At 40.5% G+C, this 15,494-nt stretch carries 13 protein-coding genes; 5 read left to right on the top strand and 8 right to left on the bottom strand.

What is annotated here, in order from left to right:
* Window positions 1-7: 7 nt before the first annotated feature.
* The gene (locus CWB78_RS04960; RefSeq protein ID WP_138594465.1) at window positions 8-1,057 is read right to left on the bottom strand and encodes a formimidoylglutamase; all 1,050 of its coding nucleotides are present in this window, start codon (window positions 1,055-1,057) and stop codon (window positions 8-10) included.
* 1 nt (window position 1,058) lies between these two features.
* On the bottom strand, window positions 1,059-1,556 hold the full coding sequence (rraA, locus tag CWB78_RS04955; RefSeq protein ID WP_138594463.1) for a ribonuclease E activity regulator RraA: 498 nt from the start codon (window positions 1,554-1,556) through the stop codon (window positions 1,059-1,061).
* A gap of 399 nt (window positions 1,557-1,955) precedes the next feature.
* Between rraA and CWB78_RS04950 the strand changes: the two genes are divergently transcribed.
* A complete protein-coding gene (locus tag CWB78_RS04950; protein WP_054202552.1) occupies window positions 1,956-3,836 on the top strand; it encodes a methyl-accepting chemotaxis protein in 1,881 nt (626 codons plus the stop codon).
* Window positions 3,837-3,907: 71 nt separating this feature from the next.
* Here CWB78_RS04950 and CWB78_RS04945 read toward each other — a convergent pair whose 3' ends face one another.
* The 5 genes from CWB78_RS04945 to priA all read right to left on the bottom strand — a co-directional run bounded on the left by CWB78_RS04945 (window position 3,908) and on the right by priA (window position 9,016).
* Window positions 3,908-4,282, bottom strand: coding sequence for a gamma-butyrobetaine hydroxylase family protein (locus CWB78_RS04945; protein WP_138594461.1), 375 nt, complete (start codon window positions 4,280-4,282; stop codon window positions 3,908-3,910).
* A 61-nt stretch (window positions 4,283-4,343) separates the two neighbouring features.
* Window positions 4,344-5,672 carry an ATP-dependent protease ATPase subunit HslU gene (hslU, locus tag CWB78_RS04940; RefSeq protein WP_054202550.1) on the bottom strand — a complete coding sequence of 443 codons (1,329 nt, stop codon included), beginning with the start codon at window positions 5,670-5,672 and terminating at the stop codon, window positions 4,344-4,346.
* A gap of 12 nt (window positions 5,673-5,684) precedes the next feature.
* On the bottom strand, window positions 5,685-6,203 hold the full coding sequence (gene hslV, locus CWB78_RS04935) for an ATP-dependent protease subunit HslV (protein ID WP_008115012.1): 519 nt from the start codon (window positions 6,201-6,203) through the stop codon (window positions 5,685-5,687).
* An 81-nt stretch (window positions 6,204-6,284) separates the two neighbouring features.
* Complete coding sequence (locus tag CWB78_RS04930) at window positions 6,285-6,812, bottom strand: SPOR domain-containing protein (RefSeq protein WP_138594459.1); 528 nt, start codon at window positions 6,810-6,812, stop codon at window positions 6,285-6,287.
* Between the two features lie 20 nt (window positions 6,813-6,832).
* Window positions 6,833-9,016, bottom strand: a complete 2,184-nt coding sequence (gene priA / locus CWB78_RS04925; protein WP_055012265.1) for a primosomal protein N' — start codon at window positions 9,014-9,016, stop codon at window positions 6,833-6,835.
* Window positions 9,017-9,246: 230 nt separating this feature from the next.
* On the opposite strand from priA, the gene rpmE reads away from it, so the two are divergent.
* A complete protein-coding gene (gene rpmE, locus CWB78_RS04920) occupies window positions 9,247-9,462 on the top strand; it encodes a 50S ribosomal protein L31 (protein WP_008115018.1) in 216 nt (71 codons plus the stop codon).
* A gap of 524 nt (window positions 9,463-9,986) precedes the next feature.
* Window positions 9,987-11,228, top strand: coding sequence for a malic enzyme-like NAD(P)-binding protein (locus tag CWB78_RS04915; protein WP_008465773.1), 1,242 nt, complete (start codon window positions 9,987-9,989; stop codon window positions 11,226-11,228).
* Window positions 11,229-11,299: 71 nt separating this feature from the next.
* On the opposite strand, the gene metJ is transcribed toward CWB78_RS04915, so the two are convergent.
* Window positions 11,300-11,620, bottom strand: a complete 321-nt coding sequence (gene metJ, locus CWB78_RS04910; protein WP_008115021.1) for a met regulon transcriptional regulator MetJ — start codon at window positions 11,618-11,620, stop codon at window positions 11,300-11,302.
* Window positions 11,621-11,818: 198 nt separating this feature from the next.
* On the opposite strand from metJ, the gene metB reads away from it, so the two are divergent.
* Window positions 11,819-13,066 carry a cystathionine gamma-synthase gene (metB, locus tag CWB78_RS04905; RefSeq protein ID WP_138594457.1) on the top strand — a complete coding sequence of 416 codons (1,248 nt, stop codon included), beginning with the start codon at window positions 11,819-11,821 and terminating at the stop codon, window positions 13,064-13,066.
* A 49-nt stretch (window positions 13,067-13,115) separates the two neighbouring features.
* Complete coding sequence (gene metL, locus CWB78_RS04900; protein WP_138594455.1) at window positions 13,116-15,461, top strand: bifunctional aspartate kinase/homoserine dehydrogenase II; 2,346 nt, start codon at window positions 13,116-13,118, stop codon at window positions 15,459-15,461.
* The last annotated feature ends 33 nt before the right edge of the window (window positions 15,462-15,494 follow it).

Genomic DNA, 15,494 nt, shown 5'->3' with positions numbered 1-15,494 from the left:
GTGTGTTTTAAATGCTTAGTTTTGTTTGTAAATAGGTATTAACTAAAGCACTGATCACTTGGCCACACTGTAATTTACCTGCAGTTATAGAATGAGGGTGTTGTGAAGGTGCTGCTTCGCATAAGTGTAAATAAGCACTGCGCGGATCATTTGCAGCTAAGTAAACATAATGCTCACCATCGCTGACATCAAAACCACAGTAATTAAAGGCACTTGCAGGCATATTGGTTAAGCTATCTAAATCAACTTCTACCCCTAGCGGTGCGTTATCAAACCTTTGGAGTGCATGGGTGGTTGCTTCTGTTAAGTTTATTTCGCGCTTCACATTAATTGTTTGATAGCTTGTGTAGCTAAAGTTAGCGCTCTGCATAGCATCAAAAATAGGCTGATTGTTTTTTAGCTCATGTAAGCCAATAACATGGTAATTCTTGAGCAGCTGCTCTTGGTAAGCGTAGCGAAACCCATTACCACTGTGCCTACCTTCACACTCACGAAAGTCGGCATGAGGATCTAAATTAATCGCGTTAATTGCGCTGTAGCTATGTTTGGCAAGCGAGCGAATAATACCCAAACAGTTATTGTGTCCGCCGCCAATAATAATAGGTTCAAGGCCCGTTTTAAAAACCATGTCTAAAATTGCTTCAACTCGCTCATCTACTTCAGCGCACAGCTTACGCAATTGAGCTAAGTCGTTTGGATTATGATTATCAAGCGTTTGGGCTTGTTGCATTAAATCGTCGAGGTTAACTTCGCCAAGCAGTAACACTTTTTGCATAGCGATGGCATTATTGTGAGGTTGGTTTAAAAACCGTTGTAAAAAAGCAGGCCAAGCATACTGTGCACCGCCTTTTCCTAGGTTGGCTCTCGGTCCAATGTCTTCACATATGCCGAGTAAGACAAAGCGCATACCAAATTGTACGGCATCAGCAAGCGCTTGTTGGATATTGTCGCGGGCATCGAGTAATGCCATCGACTGCCATGCTTTTAGCTCTCCAGCACGGTCAGAGCAAATTTCCTTTACCGTGCTTTCGTTATATATTTTAAGCTGAACAGTCACACTAAAGTTCTATTATTTCTAGCTCTAATTCTTCAGCAGAAAGTACAATACCTGTACTGTCGGCATAAACAAAGTCATCATCAAAAAATGATACGCCAGCAAAATTAACCCCTATACCGCTTTCGCCCGCGCCTTCACTGTCTGCTGCAACAGGAATTGATGCAATAGCTTGGATCCCTATATCAAGTTCTTCAAGCTCATCAACGTGACGTAATGCACCATATACAATAATACCTTGCCAATTGTTTTCTAGTGCCAGCTCAGCCAGCTCAATGTCGATTAATGCTCTGCGAGTTGAGCCGCCGCCATCAATAAGTAAAATCTGATCAGTACCATCTTGAGAAAGTAATTGGCGGATCAGTTCATTGTTTTCAAAACATTTTACCGTTTTAATGCGGCCACCAAAACTGTGTCGACCACCAAAGTTGATGAACATAGGTTCAAGCACGTCAACCACATCAGCAAAGTGGTCACATAAATCAGAAGTGCTGTAATCCATTATTTTATCCTCAAAAGATACATAAGTTAGTAACTCAGTATACCCTCCTTATAGGCAATAACAACGACTTAATCGCAGTAAATTTAGCCATAATTAGAACTAAATCAACTATAAGAATAATAATTCTTTCATAAACTTGTCATTTATTCACAACAAGATTATAAACAGGTGTATTGCATCTTTGATACAGTTGAACTTTTCCTCCTCAGTGGCAAGAGTTGTAAAATTGAGTAATACTGTGGTTAGGCCAATGGTTTAATATTGTCCATTTGTTTAAAAGGAGTTTGTAAATGGTTAAATTTTACCGGCGACCCCTTTTATTTTGTTCAAACTTAATGATTTAAATAAAATGAAGCATCACGTTATACTGCGCTGGCAAATTTAATATAGGTATTTACAATGAATTTTTTACAAAATCTGACGATAAAACGCCGTTTGCAACTAAATGCCCTAGTTGTTGGCTTAGCAATGATTGTCATGCTATGCATTATCATTTATGAAGCACGTGTAATGCTTAAATTAAATGAAACAATTCAATACGCCGAAGAGCTTGATGTGCATGAGCTTTCGATGCGTAAATATGAAAAAGATTTTTTATTTTATAAAGATGAAAATAGCTTAGATTTATTCACCAATGAATATAAACAGCTTCAGCTAAAACTGGGGAAACTATCTGTTTTATCAAACGATTTAGATATTGCCATTGCTCAGGTTAACCAATTTGAGGCGCTTGCAAAGCAGTATTATGATGACTTTCAAGTTGTTGTTAATTTACAGCGAAAGATAGGTTTACACCCTAAAGATGCACTCTATGGCGAATTGCGTGAGTCAGTACACAACATTGAAACACTGCTGAACCAGCAAAATAATTATAAATTACTTACTACTATGCTGCAGCTACGCCGTGCTGAAAAAGACTTTATGTTACGTTTAGATACCAAATATTTAGACCGATTTAATAAATTGGGTGATGAGTTAAAACAACAAATAAATACCGCAGAAATACCTAGTAATATACGCAATCAATTAACCTCATTAATGACTAATTACCAAGGCAAATTTACCGCACTAGTCGATGCACAAGTCGCCTTAGGGGTTGATTTAGATTCGGGTGCTCTTGGGAAAATGAGAGTTAGTGTTAAGAAAAGTGATGATGTGGTTACTGCCATTACTACGGCCACTAAAAAGCAAGTGAGTGAGACAGCTCAGCAGGCGCAATTATTAGCAATAGCCATATTTATAGTTGCCAGTATTATTGTTATGGTCCTTGTGTATTTAACTAGCCGCTCAATAATTCAGCCTATTGAGAAAGTTTATCAAACTATTGACAAGATAAGACGAAACAATGATTTAAGCTTATTCATAGAGCACAAAGGAGAAGATGAAGTCACTAGGATGACCATAGATTTTAATAGCTTGATTAGCGACTTTAAAGATCTTATCTATGAAGTAAATACTGCTCTGACAACGCTTAATATAGCAACAGGTAACTTATCTGAAACAACCTCAGCAACTAGTTCTGGCATGCAAGAGCAATTGCATGAAGCGGACATGGTGGCAACGGCAGCCACAGAAATGCAAGCAACGATTCAAGATATTTCACATAATACAGAAGCTGCGGCTAAAAAAGCTGAATCAACCAATGTAAGCGCTCAACAAGGTCAAGTTGAAGTAGAGTCAACCATTAAACATATTAATGCTTTGTCTGATTCGCTTGGTAAGGCCTCTAGCGTGGTGTCACAGCTAGAAAAAGATGGTGAAACCATTGGCTCTGTACTTGATGTAATTCGTGCCATTGCAGAACAAACTAATTTACTGGCTCTAAATGCGGCTATTGAAGCAGCAAGAGCGGGTGAGCAAGGTCGTGGTTTTGCGGTTGTTGCAGATGAGGTGCGCTCACTTGCACAACGCACGCAAGAGTCAACTAGCGAAATTGAAGGTATTATTAACACCTTACAACAGCGTACCCAAGAGGTAGTGAGTATTATGCATCAGTGTCGTACTCAGGGTGGTGAGAGTGCAACACAAGCAACAAAAGCGGGTGAATTGCTAGGAGCAATCACTGTTGATGTGCAAACGATTATGGAAATGAGTACACATATAGCCACTGCTATTGATGAACAGAGTCAGGTAGCATCAGAGGTTAATAAAAATGTAGTCCGTATTCGAGATATTGCTGAAGGAGCTGCTGCTCACTCACAAACTAATGCGCAAACCAGTGAAGAAGTATCTGAGCAATCAAGGGTGCTTCATCAAGCAATCTCAAAATATAAAGTATAACTTTCCATAGAAAAAAGTGGCTTAATTGCTGCTTTTTTCTTACTAACTAAGCAGAAGCATTCCCACTGGCGCTAAGGTACAAATTTTATTGGTACGCTGTCTTTGTTATCTTCATGCTGCTTAACACGTTCTAAATATGTGTCCCACAAGCTCGCCTTCTCAGCCTGCAGCTTAGCAAAATATTGCCAGCTAAATAGCCCGCTATTATGACCATCGTCAAACTCTAAACGTAATGCGTAATGCCCTACGGGTGTAATGTTTTTAATAGCCACAGCTTGTTTATTAAGTACTAATTTCATAGGCTCAGAGCCATGGCCTTGCACCTCGGCTGAGGGAGAGTGAACCCGTAAAAACTCAGTGCTGAAGATTGTCTCTGAATGATCATCAAAGAACACATCTAAATTTTTACTTACACTGTGATAGTGCACTTTAGTTACTTGTTTCATCGTCATCTCACTTACAAAAAAGCCTCCATGCTGGAGGCTTTTAGTATACATTAAACGGCTGTTAAAGAATAAAGCGGCTTAAGTCTTCATCTTCAACAAGCGCACCTAGGTGCTTTTCAACATAGGCAGCGTCAATAACTAAACTTGAACCTGCTTTTTCTGAAGCATCATATGAAATTTCTTCCATTAATCTTTCCATAACAGTATGCAGACGGCGAGCACCGATGTTTTCAGTTTTCTCATTAACCTGCCACGCGGCTTTAGCAATACGCTCAATTGCATCGTCGCTAAACTCAATAGCAACTTGTTCTGTTTTAAGTAGCTCGCGTTGTTGTTCAGTAAGTGATGCGTGTGGCTCAGTTAAAATGCGCTTAAAGTCATCGGCTGTTAGTGCTTCAAGTTCAACACGAATAGGTAAACGGCCTTGTAGTTCAGGAATCATGTCTGATGGCTTAGACATTTGGAATGCACCTGAGGCAATAAATAGCATGTGGTCAGTTTTAACCATGCCATGCTTAGTATTAACCGTAGAGCCTTCAATAAGCGGTAATAAATCACGTTGTACACCTTCACGGCTTACATCTGGGCCTGAGGCTTCACCACGCTTACAGATTTTGTCTATTTCATCAATAAACACAATGCCATTTTGCTCTACCGCAAAAATTGCTTGCTCTTTCAATTCTTCAGGGTTGACTAACTTACCGGCTTCTTCTTCGGTAAGTAATTTAAACGCTTCTTTAATTTTAAGCTTACGTTTAGTGCGTTTATCACCACCCATATTTTGAAACATACCCTGTAGCTGGTTGGTCATTTCTTCCATGCCAGGAGGAGCCATAATTTCAACATTCGGCTGGGCTTGCGCTAAGTCAATATCAATTTCTTTGTCATCTAACTGGCCTTCACGTAATTTTTTACGAAACGATTGGCGTGTTGATGAGTTATCATCGCGCTGAACTTCACCGTATTGATCTTTCACTGGAGGCAGTAATACATCTAAAATACGCTCTTCTGCAGCTTCTTCTGCACGGTGTTTAAACTTTTTAGTTTGTTGCTCACGAGTCATTTTAATTGAAACATCAACTAAATCACGGATGATAGTTTCAACTTCTTTACCTACATAACCCACTTCTGTAAATTTAGTGGCTTCAACTTTGATAAAAGGGGCATTAGCAAGTTTTGCTAAACGACGCGCAATTTCTGTTTTACCTACACCAGTTGGGCCAATCATTAAAATATTCTTTGGCGTTACTTCTGTGCGTAAGTCTTCGTTTAACTGCATACGGCGCCAGCGATTACGAAGGGCAATAGCAACCGCTTTTTTTGCTTTTGCTTGACCAATAATATGTTGGTCTAGCTCATGAACAATTTCTCTTGGGGTCATATCAGACATGGCGAGTTCCTATTACAATTCTTCGATAGTTTGGAAGTTATTCGTAAATACACAGATGTTGCCAGCAATTGTTAGGCTTTTCTCTACAATTTCACGAGCACTTAAGTCGGTATTTTCTAATAAGGCGGTTGCAGCAGATTGCGCAAAGTTTCCGCCGCTGCCAATTGCGATCAGGTCGTTTTCAGGTTGTACGACGTCACCATTACCAGTGATGATCAATGAGGCAGTTTCATCAGCAACAGCTAGCAGGGCTTCAAGTTTACGTAAGGCACGATCGCTACGCCAATCTTTAGCCATTTCTACGGCCGCTTTAGTTAGATTGCCTTGGTGCATTTCTAATTTGCTTTCAAAACGTTCGAAAAGGGTGAAGGCATCAGCAGTACCGCCAGCAAAACCAGCAATTACTTTGCCATTATAAAGACGTCGAACTTTTCGGGCATTGCCCTTCATTACAGTATTACCAAGGGAGACTTGGCCGTCACCACCAATAACAACTTTGTCATCACGGCGTACACTTACGATTGTAGTCATGTTATTCCTCATCATCGCGCTGCAAGGGGGCAGCGCGTAAAAAACGATTATGAAGAGGTTATATGGGTGAATGGTTTAAATTCAAGTCCAGCCCCAAATTCCGCAGCCAACGATATTAATTCGTTTTAGTTTGTTCTTATCACTTTCTGCTTGGCGCTTGGTTTCATAAGGCCCTAAACGCACCTTATACCAAATACCATTAGTACCTGTGGTTTTTTTGATCTCTGAAATTAGCCCTGCAAAGGCTATTTTAGCCTTTAAGGTTTCAGCTTGTTGATGCGTTTTAAATGAACCACATTGCATAACATACGGGCCTTTTTGTTCAAGCTCTTTCACTTCAACTTGAATTTCATGCTCTTTAATTTCTTTAATAAATTTAGGTGGCCGCGGTTTAGCTATTTCTACTTGTTTTTCGGCTGTTGGGTTTGCCTGTTTTTCAACAAGATCAGGATCGGCATTATTTTTAACAAACCAGAGTCCATATGCGAAACCACCCACAAGTACTAGTGCAATGAAAGTTAATAACAGCGGAAAAGGTTTTTTAGCCGGTTCTTGTTTGGTGTTTTTTTTATTCTTTGGTTTTTTATTAATATAATCGTGCTGTGCCATGGTGTTATGTGTGGCCTTACCTAAATCATGTCTGTAGGGTCTACGTCTAAACTCCAGCGAACTTTTTGAGCTAGTTTACTGGTGCTGAGATAATCAACCATTTGTGCAAGATACGGATGTAAAATGCGTCGATCTTGCGCTTGAATATGTAATTGAAAACGATACATCCCCGCAATCTTTTCTAAAGGCGCAGGGATAGGTCCAAGCAATTGTATACCAGATACCCCATTGACAGGAACCAAATCCGTTAGAAAGTCGACGACTTGCTTAATGTTATGTCCCTGTGCACGAACTATTGCCATACTGGTGATGGGTGGTAACTGCGCGTCACTTCGTTCAGTGAGCGCAAAGCGGGCAAAATCTTGATAGCCGTTATTAACTAAATCTTGTAATAATGGGTGCTCAGGGAAGTGTGTTTGTAATAATACTTCACCGGGCTCACCAGAACGTCCAGCTCTGCCTGCAACCTGAGTCACTAATTGAGCAAGGTGTTCTGTTGCCCTAAAGTCACACGAATATAAACCACTATCTACATCTAAAATGAGTACTAAGCTTACATCCGCAAAGTGGTGGCCTTTGGCCAGCATTTGCGTACCGACTAAAATGCGTGCGCCACCTTGGTTTATTTCATCCAATGCTTTTTCAAGGCTGCCTTTGCGCCTCGTAGAGTCGCGGTCTATTCGGCTAATTGGGATGTCTTTAAATTCAGTACTCAAAAATTCTTCTATTTGTTCAGTGCCTTTACCGTTAGGAAATATCTGCGTGCTACCACAATCAGGGCATTGATGCGGTACTTGATATTGGTCACCACAGTGATGGCAAATCATCTGACCGATGGCTTTATGAAAGGTTGCACTCGTGCTGCAGCGATTACATTCACTTAACCAACCACACTCATGACATATTAAAGTAGGCGAAAAACCACGGCGGTTTAAAAATACCATTACCTGCTTACCTTTATTCAGGTGCTGGCGCATTATCGCTAGGCTCGCATGGGCAATACCTGCTTGATCAGGCTGACCTTTCATGTCGAGAAGCTTAAATTGATTATCGGTGGCAGTTTGTGCTCGCTCACTTAATGTGAGTAACTGGTATTTGTTATTAATTGCTTTGTGCAGTGTTTCTAATGCGGGAGTCGCACTGCCTAAAATAAGCGGAATGTTATGCTGATAAGCACGATACGCTGCTAAATCGCGTGCATGATAGCGTAAAGTATCTTGTTGTTTAAATGAAGCATCATGTTCTTCATCAACCACAATCATCCCGAGTTTTAAAAAGGGCAGAAAAATACTCGAACGAGTACCTATAACGATGGCACAACTGCCTTTTTCACAAAACCGCCATGTTTGCAGGCGCTCGTTATCGGTGAGCGCTGAATGCCATAGCATAATTGGCGTGTCAGGGAAGCGGCGCCTAAAACGATTCACTGTTTGCGGTGTTAGACCTATCTCAGGAACAAGTACTAACGCTTGCTCTCCACGCTTTAACACCTCTTCAAGACACTGTAGGTAAACTTCTGTTTTACCGCTACCAGTGACACCTTCAAGTAAAAAGCTATTGAAACCGGTGCTTTGATTAATCGCTGTGCAAGCAATCGCTTGTTCTTTATTTAAGCGAGGCTTAGTGCCCACAGTAGGAGAGGCATGTTGCCATTGATTGTCATGTTCAATGGTTTGCACTATCAACTCTTTTGCCAACAGGCTATCAATAGTCTTTTTATTAAACCCGAGTGCTTTTAGTTCCGTTAATGATGACTTACCCGATGCAGATAATTGCTTAAGCAAGTTAAGCTGTGTTTTAGCTTTTAAAGATGGTAAAAGCGCCCCTTTATCAGTTAACGTCAGCATATTTATACTGGTTTTATCAGGGCATTCACCTTGGCGCAGCGCATTGGGGAGTGCAATATGAATAGTTTCACCTAGTGGATAACAATAATAACGCGCAGTAAACTTCAGCAGCTCCAAATGTTGCGCAGATAACACCGGCGAATTATCAATTACTTCAATAATAGATTTGATTTTGCCTTCAGGAACTTCTGTATCGGTTTTTAAACTAAGGATAACCGCTACTTTTCGTTGATTGCCAAAAGGGACGAGTACGCGCATGCCAGGCTGCAATTGAGTCAGCGGTGTTAATTGCTCATCCACTTTATAATCAAAGGTGCGAGGTAAGGGGACTTTTATTGCAACTTCAACAAAACACATAACAACTCAACTAAGAAACCTAATAGCCTAATGTACTAAAAATAGTATTAAAAGCCTACCGACAAATCAGTAATCAATAGGTGTTTGCAGACTTTTTAGTAAAAAGAATAATTAAAGCTTGTGTGCGTGCGGGTTGTTGGATAAAATTCGCGACCAATAAATTTGTTTTAACGACGTATGGTGCCAGACTTCGGGTTTGGAGAGCGATGCGGCCTTAACTAGAGGTTCCTATGAAAGAAGGTATTCACCCTAAGTACGAAGTAATTTCTGCAACTTGTTCATGCGGAAACAAATTCGAAACTCGTTCTACTTTGTGTAAAGACATTCACTTAGACGTATGTTCTGCGTGTCACCCGTTTTACACTGGTAAGCAAAAGATTTTAGACACTGGCGGCCGTGTTGATCGCTTCAACAAGCGCTTCGGTGCACTTAGCAGCAAAAAATAATTTTTTGTTTCTATGTAAAAAAAGCACCTTAGGGTGCTTTTTTTGTGCCTAAAATTCACTTATCCCTCCATTTTTATAACAGTTTTGTATTTATTATTTTTGCATAACTATTTCCTGTTCTTATTCCGAATATGCATAAACATTTGCAGACAAAATTGCCAATATTACCTATATTTTTATTTGTTACACTTTAAATATGGTACTTAAATGTAGTTAACGTGAAGTTATTTGTATTTAAAGTTAAACAAAGTTCGGTATTTCACTATTTTAATTTAAGACTGAAAAGAGTATTTCATAAATATTGAATAAGGGTAAAAACGACCTGTAATTTTCATTTTTATGACGAATTTATATTTTAAAAATGTCAGGATAATCTAGGGAAGTTGCTGATAAATCACTTAAAATTAAGAGTTCTAGCATATAACAGGATAGACCTGATATTGCTTGGAATTTAAAAATAATAAAGGTATCGTAGAATAAAACTACCTCTCACTTTAACTTAAATTGCAGGATATAATCGCGTTATGTCAGATTTTCGTGAACAAGCACTACATTACCATGCCCATCCCGTTCCAGGTAAAATCAGTATTGAGCTGACCAAGCCCGCTGAGACGGTTAAAGACCTCGCGCTCGCATATAGCCCAGGTGTTGCAGAACCTGTTCGTGAAATTGCCGCTGATCCAGCAAATGCCTATAAGTATACTGGTAAAGGAAATATGGTTGCGGTTATTACTAACGGCACCGCAATTTTAGGCTTAGGTAATTTAGGCCCTCTGGCCTCAAAACCAGTAATGGAAGGCAAAGCATTATTATTTAAACGTTTTGCAGGCCTAGATTCAATTGATATAGAAGTTAAGCACCGCACAACCGAAGACTTTATCAACACGGTTGCGAATATTGCAGATACGTTTGGTGGTATCAACCTAGAAGATATTAAAGCGCCAGAATGTTTTGAGATAGAAAAAGCACTTATAGAACGTTGCAGCATTCCTGTGTTTCATGATGATCAACATGGTACGGCAATTGTAACGGCTGCGGGTATGCTAAATGCGCTAGAAGTACAAGGTAAAGCAATTGAAGATGCGATTATCGTGTGTTTAGGTGCCGGCGCTGCAGCTGTTGCCTGTATGGAGCTTTTAATTAAGTGTGGCGCACTGCGTGAACATATTTATATGTTAGACCGTAAAGGTGTTATTCATACACGTCGTGATGACTTAAATGAATATAAGCAATTATTTGCAAACAACACTGATAAACGTACTTTACAGGACGTAATTGAAGATGCCGATGTGTTTGTTGGTGTATCAGGCCCTAATTTATTAGCCGCCGATGATTTGAAGTTAATGGCTGACCGCCCAGTTGTATTTGCATGTTCAAACCCCGATCCTGAAATTGATCCGCAATTAGCACATGCTGCACGCAACGATCTTATTATGGCGACTGGCCGCTCTGATTATCCGAACCAAGTTAACAACGTACTTTGTTTTCCATTTATTTTCCGCGGCGCACTAGATGTACGCGCAAGTGAAATAAACGATGAAATGAAAATAGCTGCTGTAGAGGCAATTCGCAGTATTGCTAAAGAGCCAGTTCCGGCTGAAGTATTGACTGCTGCAGGTATCGATAAATTAGAGTTTGGTGCTAAATATATTATACCAAAACCTATGGATCCGCGCTTACTACCTCGTATCGCCAAAGCCGTTGCTCAAGCTGCAGTTGATTCGGGTGTGGCACAAATTGATATGCCAGAAAATTACATGGCGTAATTTTAAGTGTAAATTAACGCAAAAAAACCTCAGCATTTGCTGAGGTTTTTTTATAACACAGATAAAGAAATTTAGTCTTCATTTAAAATAGGCACTTCTAGTCCCATTTCTTGCATTATTTTCTTCACCTCTTCAGGTACTTTTTCTGCGTTGTCTTTACGTAGATCATCATCATTAGGTAGCGGTTGCCCTGTAAACGCATGCAAGAATGCTTCGCATAAAAGCTCACTATTTGTTGCATGGCGTAAGTTGTTTATTTGACGACGGGTACGCTCGTCGGTTAATACTTTTAATACATTTAGCGGGATCGAAACGGTGATCTTTTTTACTTGTTCGGATTTTTTCCCGTGTTCTGCGTATGGGTGAATATATTCACCATTCCATTTAGCCATAAGATGTATCGTTGCCTCAGATTATAAATTGCTCACACAGCATCAAAGCGTGTAAATATGCGTGAAATTCTATCGGTTTAAAAAAGATAGTCAAATACTAGTTATTTAGCTATCTAGACATTTAAATGTTTTGACATCTTAAACTGCATGCGCTACCTTTTAGACGTCTAAACATCCAAAATAGTAAAGGTGACGAAAATGAGTGAAAAAAATAAGGCAACAATTGCTGTTCGTACTGGAATAGAAGCCGATAAACAGCATGGTGCGGTTGTTCCACCGCTTTATTTATCAACCACTTACTCATTTGCTAACTTTGATACCAAGCGCCAATATGATTATGGCCGCAGTGGTAATCCTAATCGTGACATTTTGGCTGAGGCGCTCACTGAACTTGAAGGCGGGGCTAAAGGCATAATTACCGCAACGGGCATGGCGGCTGTTCACTTAACAACCCAATTATTAAATAGTGACGATACATTAGTGATCCCTCACGATTGTTATGGGGGCAGTTATCGTTTATTTACTTCACTGGAAAAACGCGGCTTATTAAAGCTAGAAGTGGTCGATTTCACTAAAAGCGAAAGCTTATCGCAAATTCTTGCTATTAAACCTAAGCTGATCTGGATTGAAACACCGAGTAATCCAATTTTACGATTAACTGATATTAAAGCAGTTACCGATATTGCTAAGCAGTGCGGTGCACTGGTTGCTGCCGATAACACATTTTTATCGCCGGCTTTGCAAAATCCGATTAAATTAGGTGCTGATATTGTGGTTCACTCTACTACTAAATATATCAATGGTCATTCAGATGTTGTTGGGGGGGCGGTTATTGCAGCAACCGCTGAGCTTGGTGAAGAACTGGCATGGTGGGCAAATAATATTGGTATTACTGGAGCGCCATTTGATAGCTATTTAACTCTCAGAGGTTTGCGCACGTTGAACGTGCGTTTGAGGCAACACCAAGAAAACGCACTCGCTATTGCACAGTATCTAGAAAACTCCCCGTTTGTTGCTCAGGTTTACTATCCAGGTCTTGAATCTCATCCACAACATGCGCTTGCTAAGGCGCAGCAGTTTGGCTTTGGTGCAATGGTTAGTTTTGATATCAAAGGCGATATAAACGATGCTGCAGCGTTTTTAACGCGCTTAAATGAATTTAGCTTAGCGGAATCATTAGGCGGAGTTGAAAGTTTGATTTGTCACCCCGCAACCATGACCCATGCAGGCATGGAGGCGACTGCCCGTGCAGAAGCTGGGGTAGGTGATACGCTTATTCGTATTTCGGTGGGTATTGAAGATGCAAAAGACTTACTTGCTGATTTAGACAGGGTATTTAATTTGGTTCGCCCCGGGCAAGCAGATAATGCTTTAGCTGCAAAAAATGGTGCCAGTGAGTCATTTGGCTCAGCGAAACTAAACGCGGCGCATCCGGCGTTATGGTAGTGCCTACCAATTTTGAAAATATAAAACATGAAGTCGAGTTGGTATTAACATGGTAAATCAGGTTCATAAATTTGGTGGTTCGAGTTTAAGCTCAGCGGATCGCTTTAAAAGTGTCGCAAATATTATTTTAACTCATGCTCAAGCCGGGGATTGTGTGGTGGTATCTGCTGCCGGTAAAACCACCGATACCTTGGTTAAATTGTGGCAAAGCTTTCAACAGCAAGATACCCAAGCGATTGCTGACATTATTTTATTAATAAGTAATCATCAATCTTCGCTAATTGAACAATTGCTTATAGCCAATGCTAAGCATGAAGCACTCAATATACTTGCCACTGAGCTAAGCATTATTACTCAACAGGCTAAGCAAAACATATTAACTGAAGCGTGGCTATTAGCTCATGGCGAATTATGGTCTGCAAGGCTATTAAGCGCTTACTTAGGGCAACTTAACGTTAGTGCTTGCGCTCTGGACGCTAGGCAGTTATTCATATTAGACGCAGGGCAGCTACAGCATGCTAATAATCAGCAGCAGTGCTTAAAAGCCATAGATACAAGCAAAATTAATGTCGTTACAGGGTTTATTGCGGCTAATTTACAACATGAAACCGTGACCTTAGGGCGAAATGGTAGTGATTACAGTGCTACTTTATTAGCACGATATTGCAATGCTAAAAAAGTGTCTATTTGGACTGACACTCAAGGTGTTTTTAGTACTGATCCGCGTAAGGTCGCTAATGCGATTAAGTATGCGCGGGTGTGCCGCGAACAAGCTAATTTATTGGCTAGACTAGGTAACCCCGTACTACATGCTAAGACATTATCGCCATTAAAAGGGACCGATATAGAGTTAATTGTTCGCAGTAGTTACGATCTTCAAGGCAGCCATACCGAAATAGTTAAATTAGGAATGAGTAAACAAAAGCGCTTTTTAACCACGATTAACAATGTGGATTTGCTCACTGTTGATGACTTGAGTGAAGGCGAGGTAGCGCATGTTAGTCAGCTTATTCAGCATAGTTTGCATCACTTTGAACATGCGGGCGAAATTTACTTGGTAGTCCCTGCGTCGGCGACATATCAGGTGGTTAATTATTTTGCTGGCCGCGCCAACATTAGTGAGTCTAACTTAAATGGGGTTGCAATTATTGCATCAGAGCAAGATATAGCGATGCTCAGTGAGCAAAGTGCAGCTGTACTTCAAGCGCAATCAATCCATCCTAGGTTTACTCATTTTGGTGACGGTTATACGTTATTATTAACCGATCAGGTACTTGAGAGTGATGTGCTGAGCTTACTGCATGATAAATTGATCAATAAAGCGCAAGAAATAGCTTTAATTATTGCAGGGCTTGGTAATGTGGGTACCGAATTTATGCGCCAACTACCAGCACAACTAGCCCGTTTATCATCAGGTTTTAACGTTAAGTTAGTAGCATTACTGCGCTCAGAGCAGATGCTGGTTAATGCCAATGGGTTAGATTGTGAGAGCTGGCAACAGCAATGGGAAAACCATGCAAGCCCCTATCAGCAAGCTGATTTGTTGTCATACATTGATACGCTTGAGTATGAACATAAGGTAGTGATTGATATTACCGCCAGTGAATATTTTAGCCAGCTTTATAGCAAATTTGTGGAATTAAATTGTCACTTAATTAGTGCTAATAAATACGCAGGCACAGCTCCGCTGAGCTGGTATCAAGCATTACGTGAAGATTTGGCACAGCGCGGCTTACATTGGCGTTATAATGCCAGTGTGGGAGCCGGATTACCGATTAACTTTGCACTGGCCGATTTGCAAAACAGTGGCGATAAAATAACGCGTATAGAAGGCGTGTTTTCTGGCACGCTGTCATGGTTATGCAGTATGTATGATGGCAGCAAGGCATTTTCAGATTTAGTGCTTGAAGCACAAGCTTTGGGGTTCACCGAACCTGATCCGCGAGAAGATTTATCTGGCCGAGATATGCAACGCAAGTTGCTTATTTTGGCGCGTGAATTAGGTATTGAATTGGAACTTGGTGACATTTCTTTATCGGCATTGATGCCCGATGAGCTAAGTGCGGGCAGTTGGAATGACTTTGTTGATAACAAGGCTAGTTTAGATACGTTTATCAAGCAGCACTTCGAAGCGGCTTTGCAACAAAATGCTGCACTGTGTTATACCGGATTGCTAGAGTTTAAAAACAGCAAGCTAAACGCTAAGGTAGGAATTGCCTATGTACCAAAAAGCGAAGCGGTTGCTAATTTAACACCTGGCGATAATATTTTTGTGATTAATACTCAGTGGTATAACCAAAACGCATTAGTGATACAAGGCCCTGGTGCGGGTAAAGAAGTGACCGCAGCGGGCGTGCACTCTGACTTATACTGGTTGGTACAAAATATTAGTTAGACCATCAAAAAGGCCGCAAATTAGCGGCCTTTT

Origin of the sequence: Pseudoalteromonas sp. S1612 (assembly GCF_005887175.1) — a bacterium.
Lineage (GTDB): Bacteria > Pseudomonadota > Gammaproteobacteria > Enterobacterales > Alteromonadaceae > Pseudoalteromonas > Pseudoalteromonas undina.
The sequence above is the reverse complement of the archived record's forward strand: the minus strand, read 5'-3'. Positions and strand labels throughout refer to the sequence as shown.